Annotated in this window: 21 protein-coding genes; 11 read left to right on the top strand and 10 right to left on the bottom strand. The window is 71.0% G+C overall.

Features of this window, described 5'->3' with window-relative positions:
• A complete protein-coding gene (locus tag ACGF3H_RS26440; protein ID WP_362497055.1) occupies window positions 1–633 on the bottom strand; it encodes an AIM24 family protein in 633 nt (210 codons plus the stop codon).
• Between the two features lie 182 nt (window positions 634–815).
• Here ACGF3H_RS26440 and ACGF3H_RS26435 point away from each other — a divergent pair, with 182 nt between their 5' ends.
• From ACGF3H_RS26435 to ACGF3H_RS26415, 5 genes are all read left to right on the top strand, one after another.
• Window positions 816–1,160, top strand: a complete 345-nt coding sequence (locus ACGF3H_RS26435) for a DUF3817 domain-containing protein (protein WP_362496892.1) — start codon at window positions 816–818, stop codon at window positions 1,158–1,160.
• Window positions 1,157–1,450: an MTH1187 family thiamine-binding protein gene (locus ACGF3H_RS26430; protein WP_362496889.1), complete on the top strand. Its 294-nt coding sequence runs from the start codon at window positions 1,157–1,159 to the stop codon at window positions 1,448–1,450. Before ACGF3H_RS26435 ends, ACGF3H_RS26430 begins: the two co-directional genes overlap by 4 nt.
• A gap of 77 nt (window positions 1,451–1,527) precedes the next feature.
• The gene (locus ACGF3H_RS26425; protein ID WP_362496886.1) at window positions 1,528–2,037 is read left to right on the top strand and encodes a MarR family transcriptional regulator; all 510 of its coding nucleotides are present in this window, start codon (window positions 1,528–1,530) and stop codon (window positions 2,035–2,037) included.
• A 56-nt stretch (window positions 2,038–2,093) separates the two neighbouring features.
• Entirely contained in the window at window positions 2,094–2,432 is a 339-nt protein-coding gene (locus ACGF3H_RS26420) for a DUF3817 domain-containing protein (RefSeq protein ID WP_362496883.1), read from the top strand.
• Window positions 2,433–2,507: 75 nt separating this feature from the next.
• Window positions 2,508–4,208, top strand: a complete 1,701-nt coding sequence (locus ACGF3H_RS26415; protein ID WP_362496880.1) for a methylmalonyl-CoA mutase family protein — start codon at window positions 2,508–2,510, stop codon at window positions 4,206–4,208.
• Between the two features lie 229 nt (window positions 4,209–4,437).
• On the opposite strand, the gene ACGF3H_RS26410 is transcribed toward ACGF3H_RS26415, so the two are convergent.
• Window positions 4,438–5,079: a TetR/AcrR family transcriptional regulator gene (locus ACGF3H_RS26410; protein ID WP_362496877.1), complete on the bottom strand. Its 642-nt coding sequence runs from the start codon at window positions 5,077–5,079 to the stop codon at window positions 4,438–4,440.
• 250 nt (window positions 5,080–5,329) lie between these two features.
• Here ACGF3H_RS26410 and ACGF3H_RS26405 point away from each other — a divergent pair, with 250 nt between their 5' ends.
• The 4 genes from ACGF3H_RS26405 (at window position 5,330) to ACGF3H_RS26390 (ending at window position 9,693) form a co-directional block, all read left to right on the top strand.
• On the top strand, window positions 5,330–6,307 hold the full coding sequence (locus ACGF3H_RS26405) for a tetratricopeptide repeat protein (protein WP_362496874.1): 978 nt from the start codon (window positions 5,330–5,332) through the stop codon (window positions 6,305–6,307).
• Between the two features lie 652 nt (window positions 6,308–6,959).
• Window positions 6,960–7,592, top strand: a complete 633-nt coding sequence (locus ACGF3H_RS26400; RefSeq protein ID WP_362496871.1) for a DUF6230 family protein — start codon at window positions 6,960–6,962, stop codon at window positions 7,590–7,592.
• A 117-nt stretch (window positions 7,593–7,709) separates the two neighbouring features.
• Window positions 7,710–8,285: a DUF6114 domain-containing protein gene (locus tag ACGF3H_RS26395; RefSeq protein ID WP_362496868.1), complete on the top strand. Its 576-nt coding sequence runs from the start codon at window positions 7,710–7,712 to the stop codon at window positions 8,283–8,285.
• Window positions 8,275–9,693 (top strand): hypothetical protein, encoded by a 1,419-nt coding sequence (locus ACGF3H_RS26390; RefSeq protein ID WP_362496865.1) that lies wholly within the window; start codon window positions 8,275–8,277, stop codon window positions 9,691–9,693. The genes ACGF3H_RS26395 and ACGF3H_RS26390 overlap by 11 nt, the downstream gene beginning before the upstream one ends.
• 89 nt (window positions 9,694–9,782) lie before the next feature.
• Here the strand turns inward: ACGF3H_RS26390 and pyk are convergent, their stop codons facing one another.
• From pyk to pta, 3 genes are all read right to left on the bottom strand, one after another.
• Window positions 9,783–11,213: a pyruvate kinase gene (pyk, locus tag ACGF3H_RS26385; protein ID WP_362496862.1), complete on the bottom strand. Its 1,431-nt coding sequence runs from the start codon at window positions 11,211–11,213 to the stop codon at window positions 9,783–9,785.
• Window positions 11,214–11,286: 73 nt separating this feature from the next.
• Window positions 11,287–12,507, bottom strand: coding sequence for an acetate kinase (locus ACGF3H_RS26380; protein ID WP_362496859.1), 1,221 nt, complete (start codon window positions 12,505–12,507; stop codon window positions 11,287–11,289).
• The gene (pta, locus tag ACGF3H_RS26375; protein ID WP_362496856.1) at window positions 12,504–14,594 is read right to left on the bottom strand and encodes a phosphate acetyltransferase; all 2,091 of its coding nucleotides are present in this window, start codon (window positions 14,592–14,594) and stop codon (window positions 12,504–12,506) included. Before pta ends, ACGF3H_RS26380 begins: the two co-directional genes overlap by 4 nt.
• Window positions 14,595–14,853: 259 nt before the next feature.
• On the opposite strand from pta, the gene ACGF3H_RS26370 reads away from it, so the two are divergent.
• Window positions 14,854–15,879, top strand: a complete 1,026-nt coding sequence (locus tag ACGF3H_RS26370) for an ATP-dependent 6-phosphofructokinase (protein ID WP_362496853.1) — start codon at window positions 14,854–14,856, stop codon at window positions 15,877–15,879.
• A 27-nt stretch (window positions 15,880–15,906) separates the two neighbouring features.
• On the opposite strand, the gene ACGF3H_RS26365 is transcribed toward ACGF3H_RS26370, so the two are convergent.
• Complete coding sequence (locus ACGF3H_RS26365; RefSeq protein ID WP_362496851.1) at window positions 15,907–16,872, bottom strand: WYL domain-containing protein; 966 nt, start codon at window positions 16,870–16,872, stop codon at window positions 15,907–15,909.
• Between the two features lie 152 nt (window positions 16,873–17,024).
• Between ACGF3H_RS26365 and ACGF3H_RS26360 the strand changes: the two genes are divergently transcribed.
• Window positions 17,025–17,711: an alpha/beta hydrolase gene (locus ACGF3H_RS26360; protein ID WP_362496848.1), complete on the top strand. Its 687-nt coding sequence runs from the start codon at window positions 17,025–17,027 to the stop codon at window positions 17,709–17,711.
• Window positions 17,712–17,722: 11 nt separating this feature from the next.
• Here ACGF3H_RS26360 and ACGF3H_RS26355 read toward each other — a convergent pair whose 3' ends face one another.
• The 4 genes from ACGF3H_RS26355 to ACGF3H_RS26340 all read right to left on the bottom strand — a co-directional run bounded on the left by ACGF3H_RS26355 (window position 17,723) and on the right by ACGF3H_RS26340 (window position 21,740).
• The gene (locus tag ACGF3H_RS26355; protein WP_362496845.1) at window positions 17,723–18,439 is read right to left on the bottom strand and encodes a helix-turn-helix transcriptional regulator; all 717 of its coding nucleotides are present in this window, start codon (window positions 18,437–18,439) and stop codon (window positions 17,723–17,725) included.
• A 110-nt stretch (window positions 18,440–18,549) separates the two neighbouring features.
• Window positions 18,550–19,416, bottom strand: coding sequence for a carbohydrate ABC transporter permease (locus tag ACGF3H_RS26350; protein WP_362496842.1), 867 nt, complete (start codon window positions 19,414–19,416; stop codon window positions 18,550–18,552).
• A 6-nt stretch (window positions 19,417–19,422) separates the two neighbouring features.
• Window positions 19,423–20,373 carry a sugar ABC transporter permease gene (locus tag ACGF3H_RS26345; protein WP_362496839.1) on the bottom strand — a complete coding sequence of 317 codons (951 nt, stop codon included), beginning with the start codon at window positions 20,371–20,373 and terminating at the stop codon, window positions 19,423–19,425.
• Window positions 20,370–21,740: an extracellular solute-binding protein gene (locus tag ACGF3H_RS26340; protein WP_362496837.1), complete on the bottom strand. Its 1,371-nt coding sequence runs from the start codon at window positions 21,738–21,740 to the stop codon at window positions 20,370–20,372. Before ACGF3H_RS26340 ends, ACGF3H_RS26345 begins: the two co-directional genes overlap by 4 nt.
• Window positions 21,741–21,788 lie beyond the last annotated feature (48 nt).

Here is a 21,788-nt window from a genome sequence, read left to right as displayed (position 1 = left end):
TCACACGTCCCCCGCGATCGTGTTCCGCTCGCTCGGCTGTACGTACACCAGTCCGTCCCCCTCGAAGCGGATCTGGAAGGCCTCCCCGCCGCCCTCGCCCAGCAGCGTGCGGAAGGTCACACCGGACTGGAAGGTCTGCCGCAGGTTCCCCTGGTGCGCGACGTACGCCCCCGGGTCGACGGTCAGCGGGTACCGCGCGCTCACCCGCAGCACCACCGCCGGGCCGTCGGACATGATCGCCGCCTGTCCGTGCCCCTCGACCGTCGTGGTGAACAGCCCGTTGCCCTGCGCGGCGCCGCGGGTGCCCGTGAAGCTGGTGCCCGTGCGCAGCCCGGCGTCGGCCGCCAGGAAGTTGCTCGACTCGACGTACAGCGTGTCGCCACGGAGCCCCACCAGGGTGATCTCCGAGGCCCGGTCCGCGAACCAGCAGGTCCCCTGCCCCTTCACCTCCATCACGGTCATCTGCTCGCCGGTGAGCCGCCGGGTCACCATGCCCCGGATGCCCTCACCGCCACCACTCAGCTTCTTGAAGGCCATCTCCCCGTCGTACGCGACCATCGAGCCGTTCTTCGCCTTCACGGCGTCCCCGGTCATGTCGACGGCGAGCACCTTGCTGCCCTGGAGTCGGAACATCGCCACAAATGAGAACGTAGCCGTCAGACGGGTCCGCCGACAGGCCCCGTGGGCAGACGCCGACCCCCTCACCCGGACGTGCCATCGGTTTGCCACAATGGACGGGCGCTTGTGAGTGTGTTCACAAAGCGTCGGCTCGCGATCGATCCCTCCCCCGACCCCTCTCCCACCGAAGGTGACCCGTGGACCTCAAGACCGCCACCGCCCTCCGCCGCCTCCGCCTGGTCTCGGGCCCCGAGGCGATCTCGTTCCTGCTGCTGCTCGTCTGCTCGGTCCTGAAGCGGACCACGGACTTCAACGCGGTGCCGGTGATGGGCGCGATCCACGGCATCCTGTTCGTGCTGTACGTCCTCTTCTGGGCGGACGCCTGGAACCGCGCCAAGTGGCCCTTCGGCACGGCCGCCCTGTACTTCGTGCTGTCGGTCCTGCCGACCGGCGGCTTCTTCGCCGAGCGCAGGCTCAAGCGCGAGGCCGAGAACGCGGTCATCGCCTCGCGCGCCCGCCAGGAAGGGATCGTCAACGCATGATCGTCGCCTTTTCCGTCACGCCGCTGGGCGTCGGCGAGGACGTCGGGGAGTACGTGGCCGACGCGGTCCGGGTGGTCCGCGAGTCCGGGCTGCCGAACCGCACCGACGCGATGTTCACGTCCGTCGAGGGCGAGTGGGACGAGGTCATGGACGTCGTCCGACGCGCCGTCGCCGCCGTGGAGGCGCGGGCGCCCCGGGTGTCGCTGGTCCTCAAGGCGGACGTCCGCCCCGGAGTGACGGACGGCCTCACGTCCAAGGTCGAGACCGTGGAACGCCACCTCGCCGGATGACGTTGCCGGCGGGGCGGTGGTATCGAGGGGCGAGACGGGGCTGACCGGCATGTGACCGGCCGGTAAGGTCTGATGCCGTGCCGAAGCCCCTCAGCCTCTCCTTCGATCCCATCGCCCGCGCCGACGAACTCTGGAAGCAGCGCTGGGGCGGAGTCCCCTCCATGGCCGCGATCACCTCGATCATGCGCGCGCACCAGATCCTGCTGGCCGAGGTGGACGCGGTGGTCAAGCCGTACGGACTGACGTTCGCGCGCTACGAGGCGCTGGTGCTGCTCACCTTCTCCAAGTCGGGCGAGCTGCCGATGTCCAAGATCGGCGAACGGCTCATGGTGCACCCCACCTCGGTGACGAACACCGTCGACCGCCTGGTCAGGTCCGGCCTGGTCGACAAGCGCCCCAACCCCAACGACGGCCGCGGCACGCTCGCCAGCATCACCGGCAAGGGCCGCGAGGTCGTCGAGTCGGCCACCCGCGACCTCATGGCCATGGACTTCGGTCTGGGCGCGTACGACGCCGAGGAGTGCGGCGAGATCTTCGCCATGCTGAGGCCCCTGCGGGTGGCCGCCGGGGACTTCGAGGGGGACTGAGTCCGGCGGCGGGGCCGCCGGAAGATCGCCCGAAACGTGTGGTTACGCTCGTAGGCATGAAAAAGAGCGTGCTGACCCGCTACCGCGTCATGGCGTACGTCACCGGTGTCCTGCTGATCGCCCTGTGCCTGGGCATGATCGCCAAGTACGCCCTGGAGATGGACGGCGCCGCCGACTTCACCCGGGTCGTCAGCATCGCCCACGGCTGGCTGTACGTCATCTACCTCGTCTTCGCCTTCGACCTGGGCTCCAAGGCGAAGTGGCCGGTCAAGAAGCAGCTCTGGGTGCTGCTCGCGGGGACCGTCCCGACAGCCGCCTTCTTCGTGGAACGGAAGATCAGCCGGGAGCTGGACGCCAAGGTCGCCAAGCCCGTGCCGGCACCCGCCAAGGCCTGACCCCACCGCCGTACGGACACCCGTACGGCGGTACCCCATCGACATTTACTTGGACGTCCTAGTAAATTTGTCCGTATGGACGCTGACGCCATAGAGGAAGGCCGCCGTCGGTGGCAGGCTCGGTACGACGCCGCGCGCAAGCGTGACGCCGACTTCACCACGCTCTCCGGTGATCCCGTGGAGCCGGTCTACGGGCCCCGGGACGGGGACCGGTACGAGGGGTTCGAGCGGATCGGGTGGCCGGGGGAGTACCCCTTCACCCGCGGGCTGTACCCCACCGGCTACCGGGGGCGGACGTGGACCATCCGGCAGTTCGCCGGGTTCGGGAACGCCGAGCAGACCAACGAGCGGTACAAGATGATCCTCCGCAACGGCGGAGGGGGGCTCTCCGTCGCCTTCGACATGCCGACGCTGATGGGCCGCGACTCCGACGACCCGCGCTCCCTGGGCGAGGTCGGGCACTGCGGGGTCGCCATCGACTCGGCCGCCGACATGGAGGTGCTGTTCAAGGACATCCCGCTCGGCGACGTGACGACCTCGATGACGATCAGCGGGCCCGCCGTGCCCGTCTTCTGCATGTACCTCGTCGCCGCCGAGCGGCAGGGCGTCGACGCGTCCGTGCTCAACGGCACGCTCCAGACGGACATCTTCAAGGAGTACATCGCCCAGAAGGAGTGGCTCTTCCAGCCCGAGCCGCACCTGCGCCTCATCGGCGACCTGATGGAGTACTGCGCGGCGGGCATCCCCGCCTACAAGCCGCTCTCCGTCTCCGGATACCACATCCGCGAGGCCGGGGCCACGGCCGCGCAGGAGCTGGCGTACACGCTGGCGGACGGCTTCGGATACGTGGAGCTGGGGCTCAGCAGGGGACTGGACGTCGACGTCTTCGCGCCCGGGCTGTCCTTCTTCTTCGACGCTCACGTCGACTTCTTCGAGGAGATCGCCAAGTTCCGCGCGGCCCGGCGCATCTGGGCGCGCTGGATGCGGGACGTGTACGGCGCGAAGAGCGAGAAGGCGCAGTGGCTGCGGTTCCACACCCAGACCGCCGGCGTCTCGCTGACCGCGCAGCAGCCGTACAACAACGTCGTGCGCACCGCCGTGGAGGCGCTGGCCGCCGTGCTCGGCGGCACCAACTCCCTGCACACCAACGCCCTGGACGAGACACTCGCGCTGCCCAGCGAGCAGGCCGCCGAGATCGCGCTGCGGACGCAGCAGGTGCTGATGGAGGAGACCGGCGTCGCCAACGTCGCCGACCCGCTGGGCGGTTCGTGGTTCGTCGAGCAGCTGACGGACCGGATCGAGGCGGACGCGGAGAAGATCTTCGAGCAGATCAGGGAGCGCGGGCTGCGCGCCCACCCGGACGGGCAGCACCCCATCGGCCCGATCACCTCGGGCATCCTGCGCGGCATCGAGGACGGCTGGTTCACCGGCGAGATCGCCGAGTCGGCGTTCCGCTACCAGCAGGCCCTGGAGAAGGACGACAAGAAGGTCGTCGGCGTCAACGTCCACACGGGTTCCGTCACCGGTGACCTGGAGATCCTGCGGGTGAGCCACGAGGTGGAGCGCGAGCAGGTGCGGGTGCTGGGCGAGCGCAAGGCGGCCCGGGACGACGCGGCCGTGCGCTCCGCGCTGGACGCGATGCTCGGTGCGGCGCGGTCCGGGGGCAACATGATCGAGCCGATGCTGGACGCGGTGCGGGCGGAGGCGACGCTCGGGGAGATCTGCGGGGTGCTGCGGGACGAGTGGGGGGTGTACACGGAACCGGCGGGGTTCTAGGCGCCGCCGGCCGCCGCGGGCGTTCCCAGGGGGCTCCGCCCCCTGGACCCCCGGCCCTCTGCCCACCCACCACCCGACTCGGTCGGCCGAGAGGTGTCGTCACCCGGCTCGGTCCGGATGGATGTGCCGTCACCCGGCTCGGTCGGCCGAGAGGCACCGTCACCAGGCTCGGTCGGGTGGAGCGTGCCGTTGCGCGGCTCGGGCCGGCTGGAGGTTGCCCTTCGGCGGGCTAGGTCGGTCGGTGGGTGTCGTCAGGTGGGGGTGTGGACAGGCCCCACAGCAGTACCTGCGTGAAGCCCCGCACCCAGTCGCCGTCCGCCGGTTCCGCGCTGACCAGGGTGCGGTGGACCACCGCGCCCGCCACCACGTCGAAGATGAGGTCCGCGGTGCGCGCGGCCTCGGCCGGGTCGGTCTCGGCGGGCAGCTCGCCCCGGACCTGGGCGCGGGCCCTGCCCTCCAGCACCAGACGCTTCTGCCGGTCGACGATGGAGGCGCGGATGCGCTCGCGCAGCGCCTCGTCCCGCGTGGACTCGGCCACCACCGCCATCAGCCCGCTCTTGGCCTCCGGCCGCGCCAGGATCGCCGCGAACTGCAGCACCACACCCTCGATGTCCGCGGCCAGGCAGCCGCGGTCGGGCAGTTCCAGTTCGTCGAAGAGCTCCGCGACCGCGTCCACGACCAGTTCGTTCTTGCCCGCCCAGCGACGGTAGAGGGTCGTCTTCGCAACCCCGGCCCGCGTCGCCACGTCTCCCAGGGTGAGCTTCGACCAGCCCAGGTCCACCAGGGCCGCCCGCGTCGCGGCCAGGATCGCGGTGTCCGCCGCGGCGCTGCGCGGGCGCCCGGCACGGCCGGCGGGGGTGCTGCTCTGCATGTCCCGACCATAACCGGCGTGTTTGCGCGGACCGGCCGTGAGGGAGATCACCGGGGCGGGGTGTTCCGACGGCCCGTCATGGCATTACGCTACGACTCGTAGCGAAAGCGCGGGTACGCCCGTGCCCGAGCGACGACCACGGGCGCAGGGTGGGGACCCGGCGCCGCACGACCCGTGCCGACGGCACACATCAGGGCGGGCTTTCACACCGCTTTTCACACACGCGCGCAGGACAGGGGAGGATAGACCCATGCAGCCACGGAACATGTCCATGAGCGGGGTCGTCGACCTCGCCGCGGTGAAGGCGGCCCAGGAGGCCAAGGCCAAGGCGGAGCAGGCGCGCGCCGAGGCCGCCCGGCACGGCGGAGCGGGGGGCGTCTCCCCGGCCGATCTCGTCATCGACGTCGACGAGGCCCGCTTCGAGAGCGACGTCCTGCAGCGGTCCGCCGAGGTCCCGGTCGTCATCGACTTCTGGGCCGAATGGTGTGAGCCCTGCAAGCAGTTGAGCCCCGTCCTGGAGCGGCTCGCCGTCGAGTACAACGGGCGCTTCCTCCTCGCCAAGATCGACGTCGACGCCAACCAGATGCTGATGCAGCAGTTCGGCGTCCAGGGCATCCCGGCCGTCTTCGCGGTCGTGGCCGGACAGGCGCTGCCCCTGTTCCAGGGCGCCGCCGGCGAGGCGCAGATCCGTCAGACCCTGGACCAGCTGGTGCAGGTAGCCGAGCAGCGCTTCGGCCTGACCGGCCTCGTCGTCGACCCGGAGGCGGAGCCGGGCGCGGACCGGACCGCCGCCCCCGAGCGCCCGGCCGGGCCGCACGACGCGGCGCTGGAGGCCGCCGTGCAGGCGCTGGACGCCGGTGACCTGGCCGGTGCCGTCCGTGCGTACAAGAACGTGCTCAGCGACGAACCGGGCAACACGGAGGCCAAACTGGGCCTCGCTCAGGCCGAGTTGCTGCAGCGCGTTCAGGACGCCGACCCGCAGCGGGTCCGTCAGGACGCGGCCGACAAGCCGGACGACGCGCAGGCGCAGATCGCCGCCGCCGACCTGGATCTGGTGGGCGGGCACGTGGAGGACGCCTTCGGCCGGCTCATCGACACGGTGCGCCGTACGGCCGGGGACGACCGGGACGCCGTACGGATGCGGCTGCTGGAGCTGTTCGAGGTGGTCGGCGCCGACGACCCGCGGGTGACCGCGGCACGCAGGGCGCTCGCCCGAGCCCTGTTCTGAGGGGCGTACGGGAGCCCGTTCGCCGGGCGGTCGCCGACCGTCCGGCCGGGTGATGCCCGAGTGAGAGAACTGCCGACCAGACGCCAATGCGGCCGCGCTTTGCCAAATCTTGGCAATCGCGGCCGCTGTTACTGCCAGTAAGTCGCAGGCGTCGTTCTGTCGGATTCTGTCCAGCGATCAATAGTTTTGTTCCTCCCTCATGGCACACCCAGCGTCGCCGTTCGGGGCCGGTGCGTCGTCCCATGGTTATCCGGCCGTTACTAGTGAGTAACGAACCCCCTTGTGTCGGCGGCGAGAATGCACCACGATCGGCGACGCTCGGTCCATTCCCGTACCCCGAAAGCCAGTCGGGTCGCGGGGGTTCCTGGGTCCCCACCGAGCAGAGCCGGCGGCAGTGGGCCGGCTCTTGGGCAGGGGGGTCTTCACCCACCCGGTGAAGCCTGTCCAGCAGGGTTGTGCGTGATGCGTGTCAGGCGCGACCAGTGGTTGTCGCTCGGGGGTGATCGCCGGTGATTCGGGCGCATGGTACGTGCCTCCGAGCGCGGGCGCTCTCCTTCCCGAGGACGTAGCACTTCTCCCATCCCTGCCAGGCCGAGCCGCCGATCCGGGGGCGGGCCGAGGCCAGGAGATGTACGTCCGAGAAGGAGGAAATATGGAGTCCCAGGTGCGTGGCGGGACCAGATGGAAGCGGTTCGCCGTGGTGATGGTGCCCAGCGTGGCCGCCACGGCTGCGATAGGCGTCGCGCTCGCGCAGGGCGCCCTCGCCGCATCGTTCAGCGTCTCCGGCCAGTCGTTCAAGGTGACGGCGGATCAGCTCGACGGTACGGGATTCGTCCAGTACGGGGCGATCGACTCGGGTTACACGCTCGACGGGCAGAAGACGGCTCACCCCGTCGCCGTGTCGGCGTTCAAGTCCGCGTCGATCAAGGGCATGTGCCAGTCCGTGGTCACCCCGGACATCCCGCTCATCGGCTCGGTCAGTCTCATGCTGAAGGCCGGCGGCGGCAGCAAGGCGGTCGAGGCCGAGAACCTGTACATCGACGTCGAGCAGCTCGAGGCCGATGCCACGTTCCGCGGCATCGACATCGGCGTCGCGGCCAAGGACGCCGCCAAGGGTCCGGGCATCAAGAAGGGCGACACCGCGAACCCGTACGGGTTCTCGCAGCAGGCCGACTCGGTCACGCTGACCGGCGTGAAGCAGACGGCGTGGGCGACCACCGCCGGAACCTTCAAGCTCAGCGGTCTGAAGATGTCGCTGTCCAAGGGTGTCAAGGAGTGCTACTAAGCACTCGCTGACGGGCGGGGGAGCCGATGGCGCCCCCGCCCGTCCACTCTCCGGCCGCGCCTTCACGCACGGCCCACATCTCCACCACAGCAAAGCCGTACCAGGGAGCTGTTTTCCATGAGCGCCGAGACTCCTGCCGCAACCGGCCAGTTCACCCGCCGGAGGCTGCAGTTCCGTGCCTGGAGAGGTGCGCGGCCGTTCTGGGCCGGTCTGTTCGTCGCCCTCGGCGGACTCCCCATCGCCTACTTCCCGTACGCGAACCTCCAGATCGGTCACCTGACGCTGGCGATGGCCACCACCGCGGGCGCCGGGTCCCTGATCATCGGCGTGCTGCTGGTCGTCCTGGGCGTCAGCCTGTGGTTCCAGAAGCACGTCCGGGTCTTCGCGGGCGTGGCGGCGATCCTGCTGGCGCTGGTGTCCATCCCCGTGTCCAACCTCGGTGGCTTCCTCATCGGTTTCCTGTTGGCGCTGACCGGCGGAGCGATGGCCGTGTCGTGGGTACCGGGCCGGCCGCCGCAGGCCGAGCCGCCGGTGGAGGGCAAGGGAACGGGCGGCGCGCCCGAGGGCGTGGTCCCCGGAACCCCGGTGCCCGACGCCGCGGTGCCGCAGCCGCGGGGCGGTGTGCAAGAGCCGAACGATCTGTCAGGAACGAGCCCGGCCAACGGGGCGAACGGGAGGCACAGTGCCGGCTGACGAGGTGACCCGCGGGACCGACGTGGAGGCGTCCCGTGTGAGAACCGGGCCGCGCCACGCGGCACCCAAGAAGCCGTTGTTCACCAGGTTCCACATGCCGGCCGGGAAGGCGATAGCCCTGGCGGCGATGCCCACGGCGGTCCTCATGGGGATGGGGTTCACGCCGACGCTGGCCCTCGCCGACGGCAACGACGCGGCACCGCCGTCGAACAGCCTGACGGCCGACGAGTACAAGGACTGCGTCGCGGCCCTGGAGGACGCCGAGAAGGGCTCTGCGGAGTCCCCCACGCCGTCGCCCTCGGCGACCGACGAGGCGGACGACGAGAAGGCCGGCGACGAGTCCGGCGGCACGGACGACGCGACGGAGCCGGAGCCCTCGGCCTCCGGTGACGCGGACCAGGACAGCGGCAAGGGCGCCGACGAGGGCGCCGGTTCGACCTCTTCGCCGGATTCAGGTTCCGACGACGAGGCCGAGCCCGCACCCTCCGCGTCCCCCGAGGACCGGAGCCAGGAGAAGGCGTCCGGCACCGAGACCCCGTCGCCCTCGCCGTCCGAGAGCGAGAGCGGCGGCGTGCTGAAGGACCTCGGCGACGCCATCGGGAGCATCTTCACCGGTGGCAAGACCGAGGAGAGCCCGAGCCCCACGCCCACCCCCTCGGCGTCCGCGAGCGCCGGCGAGGGTACCGGCGGGAGCGCCGCGAAGGACGCCTCCGGCACCGTGGAGGACACGGTCGGGAAGGCCACCGACACGGTGAAGGACGTCACCGGTACGGCGACGGACACCGCGAAGGACGTCACCGACGCGGCGTCCGGGGCGGCCGAGGACGCGGGCAAGACGGTGGACGAGGCCGTCGACGGGGCCACGGAGGCCGCCGGGGACGCCGCCACCGCCTCGCCCGGCCCCGACGCCTCCGAGAGCGCCGGCCCGGACGTGGACGACTGCCCGGTCGCCACGGACGCGGAGGGCGGCGTCGACAACAAGGTGCCGCTGCCCGACGACCCCTGGTACCTGAACGCGAGTTCGCTGCTGCTCAAGGGCGCCTCGTACAAGGGCGTCGTCGAGGTCCGGACGGCCAACGGCACCACCAAGAAGGTGCTCAAGTACGTCGTCTCGAACGGCACCGACATCGGCGACCTGCACCAGACGGTGAAGGACGACCAGTCCGGCAAGACCTACCACGTGCAGGCGGCCAAGGGCTCGACGTCCACGATCCGCGACGGTGAGACGGTGATGTACACGGAGAGCATCTCGGGCAACCTGCTCGGACTGATCCCGATCACCTTCGACCCCGAGAACCCGCCGCCGCTGGACATCCCGCTGATCTACTTCACGAACGTGACGGTCGTCCAGGCCGGCCAGTTCGGCGGCACCCTGCACATCCCCGGGCTGCACCAGTTCACGTCCTGACCGCACCGCCGGGCCCTTTCCGGGAGCCGCGCACGACGAGGGCGCCCCCTGACCACAGGGGGCGCCCTCGTCGTGTACCGCGGCCGGCGTCAGGCGCGGCGCGCCTCACCGAGGTGGTGCACACGGACCATGTTGGTGGTGCCGGGCACGCCGGGGGGCGAACCGGCGGTGATCACGACGACGTCGCCGTCGTTGAAACGGCCGAGCTTCACCATCTCCTGGTCGACCAGCTCGACCATCTCGTCCGTGCTGTTGACGAACGGCACCACGTGCGGCTCCACGCCCCAGCTGAGCGCCAGCTGGTTGCGGGTGGACTCGTCGGTGGTGAAGGCGAGGATCGGCTGGGCCGCGCGGTAGCGGGACAGGCGGCGCGCGGTGTCGCCGGACTGGGTGAAGGCCACCAGGCCCTTGCCGCCCAGGAAGTCGGCGATCTCGGCGGCGGCGCGGGCCACCGAACCGCCCTGCGTGCGCGGCTTCTTGCCCGGCACCAGCGGCTGGAGGCCCTTGGAGAGCAGCTCCCCCTCGGCCGCGGTGACGATCTTCGACATCGTCTTCACGGTCTCGATCGGGTACGCGCCCACGGACGACTCCGCCGACAGCATGACCGCGTCCGCGCCGTCCAGGATCGCGTTGGCCACGTCGGAGGCCTCGGCGCGGGTCGGGCGGGAGTTGGTGATCATCGACTCCATCATCTGGGTCGCCACGATCACCGGCTTGGCGTTGCGCCGGCACAGCTCGATCAGGCGCTTCTGCACCATGGGGACCTTCTCGAGCGGGTACTCGACGGCCAGGTCGCCACGGGCCACCATGACGGCGTCGAACGCCATCACGACGTCCTCCATGTTGTCCACCGCCTGCGGCTTCTCCACCTTGGCGATGACGGGGACCCGGCGGCCCTCCTCGTCCATGACGCGGTGCACGTCGGCCACGTCCTTGGCGTCCCGGACGAAGGACAGCGCGACCATGTCGCAGCCCATGCGCAGCGCGAACCGGAGGTCCTCGACGTCCTTCTCGGACAGCGCGGGCACGTTCACCGCGGCGCCGGGCAGGTTGATGCCCTTGTGGTCGGAGATGACACCGCCCTCGATGACGATCGTCCGCACCCGGGGGCCGTCGACCTCGGTGACCTTCAGCTCGACGTTGCCGTCGTTGATGAGCACCGGGTCGCCCTTGGCGACGTCGCCGGGCAGGCCCTTGTACGTCGTGCCGCAGATCGTCCGGTCGCCCGGCACGTCCTCGGTGGTGATGGTGAACTCGTCACCGCGCACCAGCTCGACGGGGCCCTCGGCGAAGGTCTCCAGGCGGATCTTGGGGCCCTGCAGGTCGGCGAGGACACCGATGGCCCTGCCGGTCTCCTTGGCGGCGGCCCGGACACGGTCGTAACGGCCCTGGTGCTCGGCGTGGGTTCCGTGGCTGAAGTTGAAGCGGGCCACGTTCATGCCGGCTTCGATCAGCGCGACGAGCTGCTCGTGGGAGTCGACCGCGGGGCCGAGAGTACAGACGATTTTCGAACGGCGCATGGGGCGATCCTATCGGTTTGTTTCGCTGCGGAATATTCCGTCTGGCGGAAAATACAAAAGGGCGGGATGCCGCTCAGGTGAGATTCCCCGAACCATTTACCAGCGCGTAGGTTTGTGTCGCGATCTCCATTTCCTCGTCGGTCGGCACCACGGCCACCGCCACCCGTGCGGACGCGGGCGAGATCAGCCGCGCCCCGTCGCCGCGCACGGCGTTCAGGTCCGCGTCGACCGCCAGGCCCAGTCCCTCCAGGCCCGCCACGGCGGCTTCCCGCACCGGTGCCGCGTTCTCGCCGACCCCGGCCGTGAAGGCGACCGCGTCCACCCGTCCGAGAACGGCGTAATAGGCGCCGATGTACTTCTTCAGCCGGTGAATGTAGATGTCGAAGGCCAGGCGCGCCCGTTCGTCGCCCTCGTCCACCCGGCGGCGGATCTCCCGCATGTCGTTGTCGCCGCACAGGCCGAACAGACCGCTCCTCTTGTTGAGGAAAGTGTCGATCTCGTCCGTGGACATTTGGCCGACGCGCTCCAAATGGAAGATGACGGCCGGGTCCAGGTCTCCCGACCGCGTACCCATCACCAGTCCCTCCAAGGGCGTCAGCCCCATGGAGGTGTCCACGCACCGGCCGCCCTCGACCGCCGACGCCGAGGCGCCGTTGCCGAGGTGGAGCACGATGACGTTGACCTCCGACGGGTCCTTGCCCAGCAGCCGCGCGGTCTCGCGGGAGACGTACGCGTGCGAGGTGCCGTGGAAGCCGTAGCGGCGGATGCGGTACCGGTCGGCGATCTTCGGGTCGATCGCGTAGCGCGCCGCCGACTCCGGCATCGTGGTGTGGAACGCCGTGTCGAATACGGCCACCTGGGGCAGGTCGGGGCGGAGTGCCTGCGCGGTGCGGATGCCGGTGAGGTTGGCCGGGTTGTGCAGGGGTGCCACCGGGATCAGCCGCTCGATCTCGGTGAGCACGGAGTCGTCGACGAGGGTGGGCTCGGTGAAGAACATGCCGCCGTGCACGACCCGGTGCCCGATCGCGGCCAGCTCCGGCGACTCCAGGCCCAGACCGTCCCGGGTCAGTTCCCCGGCGACCGCCTTCAGGGCGGCCTCGTGGTCGGCGATCGGGCCGTTCTGCTCACGGGTGTCGCCGCCGGCCACGTGGGTGTGCTTGAGCCGGGAGGTCTGCTCGCCGATGCGCTCGACCAGACCCACCGCCAGCCGGCTGCCGTCCCGCATGTCCAGCAGCTGGTACTTCACCGACGAGGAGCCGGAGTTGAGGACGAGGACGCGGGTGGGGGAGCTCACTGTTCGGCAGCCTTCTCGGTCGGGGTCTGGGCCTGGATCGCGGTGATCGCGACCGTGTTGACGATGTCCTGGACGAGCGCGCCCCGGGACAGGTCGTTGACCGGCTTGCGCAGGCCCTGGAGGACCGGGCCGACGGCGATGGCGCCGGCCGAGCGCTGCACGGCCTTGTACGTGTTGTTGCCGGTGTTCAGGTCGGGGAAGATCAGCACGCTGGCCTGCCCGGCGACCTCGGACCCGGGCAGCTTGGTCGCGGCGACCGACGGCTCCACGGCGGCGTCGTACTGGATCGGTCCCTCGATCCGCAGGTCGGGGCGGCGCGAACGGACCAGCCCGGTCGCCTCGCGCACCTTGTCGACGTCCGCGCCGGAACCGGACGTGCCGGTCGAGTACGACAGCATCGCGATCCGCGGATCCACCCCGAACTGCGCCGCCGTCGACGCCGACTGCGTCGCGATGTCGGCGAGCTGCTCGGCGTCCGGGTCCGGGTTCACCGCGCAGTCGCCGTAGACGAGGACCTTGTCGGCCAGGCACATGAAGAAGACGGAGGAGACGATCGACGCTTCCGGCTTGGTCTTGATGATCTCGAAGGCCGGGCGGATGGTCGCCGCCGTCGAGTGCACGGACCCCGACACCATGCCGTCGGCCAGCCCCTCCTGCACCATCAGCGTGCCGAAGTAGTTGACGTCGGAGACGACGTCGTACGCCAGCTCCACGGTGACGCCCTTGTGGGCACGCAGGGCCGCGTACTTCTCGGCGAAGGAGTCGCGCAGCCCGGACACCGCCGGGTCGATGAGCTGGGCGGCGCCGAGGTCGATGCCGAGGTCGGCGGCCTTCTTGCGGATCTGCTCGACCGGGCCCAGCAGCGTCAGCTCGCACACGCCCCGGCGCAGCAGCACCTCCGCCGCGTGCAGCACCCGCTCCTCGGTGCCCTCGGGCAGGACGACCCTGCGCAGGTCGGAGCGGGCCTGTTCGAGCAGCTTGTGCTCGAACATCATCGGCGTGACGCGGTCGCTGCTCGGCGCGGAGACCCGCTTGCTGAGGTCGGCGGTGTCGACGTACCGCTCGAAGAGGCCGAGGGCGGTCTCCGCCTTGCGCGGGGTGGCCGCGTTCAGCTTGCCCTCCAGGGAGAACAGCTGCTCGGCGGTGGGGAAGCTGTTGCCGGTCACGGAGAGCACCGGCGTGCCTGGGGCGAGCCGGGCGGCGAGGGTGAGGATGCCGTCGCCCGGCACCTCGTTCAGGGTCAGCAGCAGGCCGGCGATCGGCGGGGTGCCGGCGCTGTGCGCGGCCAGGGTGCCGATCACCAGGTCGGCCCGGTCGCCGGGGGTGATCACCAGGCAGCCGGGGGTCAGCGCGGCCAGCAGGTTGGGCAGCATGGCCCCGCCGAAGACGAAGTCCAGCGCGTCGCGGGCGAGGCCCGAGTCGTCCCCGAGGATCACCTCGGCGCCGAGGGAGTGCGCGATCTGGGAGACGGTCGGCGCCGACAGCGCGGGCTCGTCGGGCACCACCCAGGAGGGCACCGGCAGCCGGTTCGCGAGCCGCTCGGCGATCTCGTCCCGGTCCTCGCGGGCGACCCGGTTGGTCACCATGGCGAGGACGTCGCAGCCCAGCCCGTCGTAGGCGCGGAAGGCGTTGACGGTCTCGGCGAGCACCGACTCGGCGGTCTGCTTGCGGCCGCCCACGACCGGGAGCACCGAGGCGCCGAACTCGTTGGCGAGCCGCGCGTTCAGCGACAGCTCGTCCGGGAGCTGGGTGTCGGCGAAGTCGGTGCCGAGGACGAGGACGACGTCGTAGTCGCGGGCGACCAGGTGGAACCGGTCGACCAGCGCGGAGACCAGCTCGTCCGTGCCCTGCTCGGCCTGGAGCGCGGAGGCCTCCTGGTAGTCCAGGCCGTAGACCGTCGAGGGGTCCTGCGAGAGCCGGTAGCGGGCGCGCAGCAGCTCGAAGAGCCGGTCCGGCCCGTCGTGGACCAGCGGACGGAAGACGCCGACCCGGTCGACCTGGCGGGTCAGCAGCTCCATGACCCCCAGCTCGACGACCTGGCGGCCGTCGCCGCGGTCGATACCGGTCACGTACACGCTGCGCGTCACGCGTGCTCTCCGTTCCGTCTGATGGCGGTTGTCCTGATGGCTGGTGCCCGGCGGCGGCCGTCCCCGTGCACAAAAATCGCCCACCGGGGTGAGCGGAACCCTCTTGACAATACCTCTCCCAATAGATAAGGCGCCCGTCAATGAGTGGCGCTCGAGGGCGGCTATGGTGCCGACCGTACGGAAGCGGCATCCCCTTGGGGGACGTGAAAGAATCGGACCTGGCTCACCGGTGTCCACAGCGAGCAGGAGACACAGCACGATGCGTATCGGAGTTCTCACCGCAGGCGGCGACTGCCCCGGCCTGAACGCAGTGATCCGGTCGGTCGTGCACCGAGCGGTCGACAACTACGGCGACGAGGTCATCGGCTTCGAGGACGGCTACGCGGGCCTCCTGGACGGCCGTTACCGTGCCCTCGACCTGAACGCGGTCAGCGGCATCCTGGCGCGCGGCGGCACCATCCTCGGCTCCTCCCGGCTGGAGCGCGACCGGCTCCGCGAGGCCTGCGAGAACGCGGGCGACATGATCCAGAACTTCGGCATCGACGCGCTGATCCCGATCGGCGGCGAGGGCACGCTGACGGCGGCCCGGATGCTGTCCGACGCCGGCCTGCCGGTGGTCGGCGTGCCCAAGACGATCGACAACGACATCTCCTCCACCGACCGCACCTTCGGCTTCGACACGGCGGTCGGCGTGGCGACGGAGGCGATGGACCGCCTCAAGACCACCGCCGAGTCCCACCAGCGCGTGATGGTCGTCGAGGTCATGGGCCGGCACGCGGGCTGGATCGCCCTGGAGTCCGGCATGGCCGCCGGCGCCCACGGCATCTGCCTGCCCGAGCGGCCCTTCGACCCGGCCGACCTGGTCAAGATGGTCGAGGAGCGGTTCGCCCGCGGCAAGAAGTTCGCCGTCGTCTGCGTCGCCGAGGGCGCCCACCCCGTCGACGGCTCCATGGACTACGGCAAGGGCGCCATCGACAAGTACGGTCACGAGCGCTTCCAGGGCATCGGCACCGCGCTGGCGTACGAGCTGGAGCGCCGGCTCGGCAAGGAGGCCAAGCCGGTCATCCTCGGCCACGTCCAGCGCGGCGGCGTGCCGACCGCCTACGACAGGGTGCTCGCCACCCGCTTCGGCTGGCACGCCGTCGAGGCCGCGCACCGGGGCGAGTTCGGCCGGATGACCGCGCTGCGCGGCACGGACGTCGTCATGGTGCCGCTGGCCGAGGCCGTGACCGAGCTGAAGACGGTGCCGAAGGACCGCATGGACGAGGCCGAGTCGGTCTTCTAGTCGGTCTTCTGGAGGGGCACGGGCTGTTCAGGCCCGCTCCTCCGCGACCGCGGCGGTGAAGCGGGCCGCCAGCGCCGCCACCGCGGCCCGCAGTTCCTCCCCGCCCTCGACGCGGAAGGCGAACGGCAGCCGCGCCAGCCACTCCTGCGCGTACATGTCCGGGTTGCGGGTGCTGCCGGTCAGCACGCACCCGTCCCCCGAGGGCTCGAGCCGCCCCATGGGCGGCCGGATCCACGGGGCCACCTCGCCCGGCGGGGCGTCGAACACCACGCGGGTGGCGAACTCCCAGCCGAGCCCCAGGTGCTCCTCCAGCACCGCCACCGGGTCCAGGTCCTCGGGCGGCGCGAAGCCGTGCCCGGTCGCCCGGACCGCGCGGATCCGGTCGGCCCGGTAGGTGCGGATCGCGTCGGCGCGCAGGGAGCGGCACAGCAGATACCAGCGCCCGTGGCGGACGACGAGGGACCAGGGCTCGACCTCGGTCTCCCACTCGTTCCCGGCCTCGCTGCGGTACGCGACCAGCACGCGGTGCCGGGCCGCGACGGCGTCGACGAGGTCGCTGACGACGGCCGGGTCCGGGCGGACCGCGTGCGGGTCGGGCGCGGCCGCCGCGTACTCCCGCAGCAGCGCCGCCTGCCGGCCGACGCCCTCCGGCAGCGCCTTGACGACCTTGCCCAGGGCGGTGCCGACCAGGTCGTCGGCGTCGGCCGCGGCCGGCTGGTCGCCGAGCACCGCCATCACCAGGCCGAGCGCCTCGGCCTGCGTGAAGTGCACCGGGGGCAGCCGCGTCCCGCGCCCCAGCCGGTACCCGCCGTGCGGTCCCCGGGCCGACTGCACGGGGATGCCGGCCTCCCTGAGGATCCCGACGTACCTTCGCGCGGCCCGTTCGGTGACGCCCAGCCGCTCCGCGAGGTCGCCGGCCGTCGTCCCGGGGCGGGCCCGGAGGATCTCCAGGGTGCGCAGCGCTCGCGCGGTGGGGCTGAGGTCGTTCGGCACGGGAGCAGGCTAGTCCGGCCGCTCCGACGGCCGCCGGAATACCGGCAGCGGATCGTCCGGATCTCCCCCTACGGTGACACCGCTGCCGGGCAGACCCCGGAGCGAGAAGCCCGAGAACCGACCTCGAACAGCCCTCAGAGGGAGAACCGATCATGGACATCCTGCTCGCCGGCGGCCTGTGGCTGGACGGGTCCGCGTGGGACCGCGTCGCGTCCGCGCTGGAACCGCTCGGCCACCGCCCCGTGCCGCTCACCCTCCCGGGCCAGGGCGACGGCGCCCCGTCCGCGACGCTCGACGACCAGGTGGCGGCGGTGCTCGCCGCGGTGGACGCGGCGTCCGGAAGGTGCCTGGTGGCGGGGCACTCCGCCGCCTGCACCCTGGCCTGGCTGGCCGCCGACCGGCGGCCGGAGCGGGTGGCCGGGGTCGCCCTCGTCGGCGGGTTCCCGACCGGCGACGGACAGCCGTACGCCGACTTCTTCGAGGTGCGCGACGGTGTGATGCCCTTCCCCGGCTGGGACCCGTTCGAAGGGCCGGACGCCGCCGATCTCGACGCGGAGGCCAGGCGGGAGTTCGCGGCCGCCGCGATCCCCGTGCCCGAGGGCGTGGCCCGGGGGACCGTGCGGTTCGCGGACGAGCGTCGGTTCGAGGTCCCGGTCGTGGTCGTGTGCCCGGAGTTCACCGCCGCGCAGGCACGGGAGTGGATCGGCGCCGGCGACGTCCCGGAACTCGCCCGGGCGAAGCGCGTCGACTTCGCCGACCTCGACTCGGGCCACTGGCCCATGCTCACCGCGCCGGCCGAGCTCGCCCGGATCCTGGCCGCCGCGGCCGACGCGGGCTGACCGGCCGGGTCTCACTCGGTGTGCTTGCGCACCACCGTCCAGAAGTGGTCCACGATCCGCTCGAGGTAGTCGCGGCCGGCCGCGCTCGAGTCGCCGCTGCCACCGCCCCAGCTGAGGGTGGCGACCATGTGCCCCTGGTAGTCCTGGTGCAGTTCCTGCAGCACGTCCTCCAGGATCCGCCGGTCCAGCGGAGCGATCTTGGCGACCGGGCGGACGTAGCCCTGCCAGCGGGTGTTCACCGCGCTGCGCAGCAGGTCGGCGAGTTTGCCGTCGCGCCCCGTGACGGTGACGAAGTCGGGCAGTTCGAGGCCGAGCACGTCGGCGAGCGCGGAGGACTGGCGGTCGGTGCCGCGCCAGTCCTCCTTCTCCTCCATCTTCAGATAGGCGTCCAGCCCGAGCCCGACGGCACGCGCCACGTCCTCGGGGGCGAGCCCACGGGCGATGCGGTGCTCGCGCAGGGTCTGCGGGCGGCCGAGCAGCTCACCGGGCGAGCACCACAGCACGCCCGCGAGGGCCGTGAGCTCGGAGTTGCCGGGGGAGGCCAGCCCCCGTTCCCAGGCGACGACGAGGTCCGGGGTGACGTACGGGAGCCCGTACGACACCCGCATGCCGTGGGCGACGTGCTCTGGCCCCATGCCGAGGGCGGCACGGAGGCGGCGGGCGGCGAGGGCGTTGAACGGGGGGCCCGACTGGTTCGGGTGGGGTGAGGGTCGGCGCACGGGCCACACCGTAGGGGCCCCCGCCCGACTTGACTACGGGCTGTTCACCCAGCGATACGGATTGTGCGAATCTACGGGCGAGTCCGGACGCCCCCCGGCTCGCCCCTCGGCCGCCCCGCTCATCCCTTGACCGCCCCGCCCAGCGCGAAGCCGCCGCCCAGCCGCCGGGAGATCAGCACGTACAGCAGGATCACCGGCGTCGAGTAGACGATCGAGAACGCCGCCAGCTGCCCGTACGCCACCATGCCCCGGTTGCCGAAGAAGTCGTTGATGCTCACCGACGCCGGCATCCGGTCCGGGCTGAGCAGCAGCATGAAGGGGACGAAGAAGTTCCCCCACATCATCACGAACGAGAACACCGTCACCACCGCCACCCCCGGGCCCATCAGCGGCAGCACGATCCGCAGCAGCGACTGGAAGGAGGACGCGCCGTCCGTCCACGCCGCCTCCTCCAGCTCCTTGGGCACGCCGTCCATGAAGTTCTTCATCAGCCAGATGGCGAAGGGCAGTTGGGACGCCGCGAAGAAGAAGATCGTGCCCTGCAGGGTGTCGATCAGGTTGACCCGTACGAACAGGGCGTAGACCGGCACCATGATCGCCGTGATGGGCAGGCTGGTCGCGAACAGGACGGTGAGCAGGAACGGCCGGTTCAGCCGGGACCGGAAACGGGACAGCGGGTACGCGGCGAGCGCCGCGCACACCACCGTCAGCAGGGTGGCGCCGCCGCACAGCACCAGACTGTTGAACAGCGGGGTGAAGGTGATGTCGTCGGTGAGGATCGCGTCGAAGTTGTCCAGGGTGAGGCCGTCGGGAGCCTTCACCCGCAGGCTCGCGTGCGGGTCGAGCGCGGACAGCACCACCCACGCCAGCGGCAGCACGAAGGCGGCGGCGGCCACCAGCAGTCCGGCGTCGGCGGCCAGGCGTCGTCTCGTGCGCCGGGAGGCGGGCGTGCGCGTCGTGCGCGTGGTGCGTGTTGTGCGGGACATGGGCGGTCAGACCTCCGTCCGCAGCAGGCGCAGGTACACGACCGAGAACAGGGAGCCGATCAGCAACAGCAGCAGTGCCACCGCCGTGCCGTAACCGATCAGGCTGTTCTGGAAGGCCTGTTCGTACATGAACAGCGGCAGCGTCTGGCTCCTGCCGCTCGGGCCGCCGCGCGTCATCACCCAGATCAGGCCGAACACCGACAGCGTCTGCAGGGTGTTGAGCATGAGATTGGTGCCGATGGAACGGCGGATCATCGGCAGCGTGATGTGCCACATGCGGCGCCAGCCGCTCGCCCCGTCCACCTCGGCGGCCTCGGTGACCTCCTTCGGGATCTCGTTCAGGGCGGCGGAGTACACCAGCATCGAGAACGCGGTGCCCCGCCAGACGTTGGCGAAGGACACCGCCAGGATCGGCAGCGTGAACAGCCAGTTCTGCGAGGGCAGATGGAGCTGGTCGAGGATGGCGTTGAGGGTGCCCTCGCGGCGGAAGAAGGCGTACAGCAGGAAGCCCGCCACCACCTCCGGCAGTACCCACGCCGTGACGACGATGCCGCCGGTGAGCGTGCGGACCGGCTTCGAGGCCCGCTGCATCAGCGAGGCCAGCGCCAGCCCCAGGGTGTTCTGCCCGATCAGAGACGACAGCACCGTGAAGACCAGCGTCAGCCACACGGCGTTGAGGAACGCCTCGTCCCGGAAGGCCCGCCGGAAGTTGTCGAACCCGACGAAGGACTCCTCGGCCTGCCCGGTCAGCTGGAGGTCGGTGAAGGCGATGACGACGCAGTAGGCGATCGGGCCGGCGAGGAACAGCAGCAGCAGGAGGAGCGCGGGGGAGACGGGCAGGGCGCGGACCAGGGAACGGCGCACGGAGCCGGGCCCCGGGCGGGCCGGGACGGCGGGCGGACCCGGCGGGACCTTGCGGACCTCGGGATCCGTTCGCCGCGGCGCGGCCGCGGTCACTTGCGGACCACCTGGCCGTCGGTGGCCTCCTCCAGCGCCTCGTCGTAGCCGCGCGCCGCCTCCTCGACCGACAGGTCACCGGTCGTCACGCCCTCCATGGCCTCCTGGACGGCGACGGACACCTTCGGGTAGGCCGGGTAGGCGGGCCGGTAGTGGGTGCTGGCGACCAGGTCGGTGAAGAACTCGAGGCCGGGCTGTGCCCGGATGTACGCGGGGTCGCTCGCGACGTCCTCGCGGACCGCGATGCCGGAGTTGGCGACGTACCACTTCTGCGCGTTGGCCTTGGTCTGCATCGTCTTGACGAACTCGAAGGCCAGGTCCGGGTTGGCCGCCTTGGCGGGGATCGCCCAGGTCCAGCCGCCGGACATGCTCACCTTGCCGGGCGCCTGGCCGTGCTGGGTCGGCATGGCGGCCAGGCCCAGCTCCTCCGACCACGCGGGCCACTCGTGCCCGCTGCCCTCCAGCCAGTCCTGCGGCAGCCAGGAGCCGTCCAGGGCGATGCCGAGCTTGCCCTGCGGGAGCAGCTCGCCGCGGACCGTGGTGGCGAAGTTCGGGTCGAGCGCGTCGGACACCTCGGGGCCGAGCTTCTCCTTGTAGACCGTCTCGACGAACGCGAGGGAGTCCTTGAAGCCCTGCCCCGCCGCGATCCACTTCTTGCCGCTCTTGTCGTAGAGCGGGTCGGTGGTCCCGTCGTTCGTGCCGTACAGCAGCATCTCGAAGCCCTGCATGGTGGCGGCCTCGCCGGCGGGCTTGCCCGTGTACACGTTGAGCGGGGTGACGCCGGGGACCTTCTCCTTGATGGCGCGGGCCGCGGAGAGCACGTCGTCCCAGGTCCTCGGCTGCCAGTCGGCGGGCAGGCCGGCCTTGGCGAAGACGTCCTTGCTGAACCACAACCCGCGGGTGTCGGTGCCGTCCGGGACGCCGTACGTCCTGCCGTCCTCGCCCTTGGCCGCCGCCTTCGCGGTGCCGATGAACCTGTCCCAGTCCGGCCACTCGGCGAGGTAGGCGTCGAGGGGCTTCAAGTAGCCGCTGGTGATGTCGGAGTTGATGAGGAAGGTGTCCTCGTAGACCAGGTCCGGCGCGGTCTTGGGGGAGCGCAGCATCTGCTGCACCTTGGTGTAGTACTCCGAGTCCGGGGCCTTGATGGGGACGAGCTCGACCTTCTTGCCCGGATGGGCCTTCTCGAACTGCTTCTTGATGTCGGCGAGGTAGGTGTCCATCACCTTGACGGAGTTGTCCGTCGACTGCTTGTAGGAGACCTTCACCGTGTCCGGATCGCTGCCGGAGCCGCTCGAACAGGCGGCGAGTGCGGTGGAGGCGAGCGCGGTCAGGGCGACGAGAGCGGTGAACCGGACGGTGGGACGCACGGGCAACGACCTCCTGCTGGCGCACGACGGTGTGGCCGGGACGGCTGC

It is taken from the genome of Streptomyces sp. NPDC048185, from assembly GCF_043202495.1.
Classification (GTDB): Bacteria; Actinomycetota; Actinomycetes; order Streptomycetales; family Streptomycetaceae; genus Streptomyces.
Note: the sequence above shows the minus strand (reverse complement) of the source record. Positions and strands in the feature narration are given on the sequence as shown.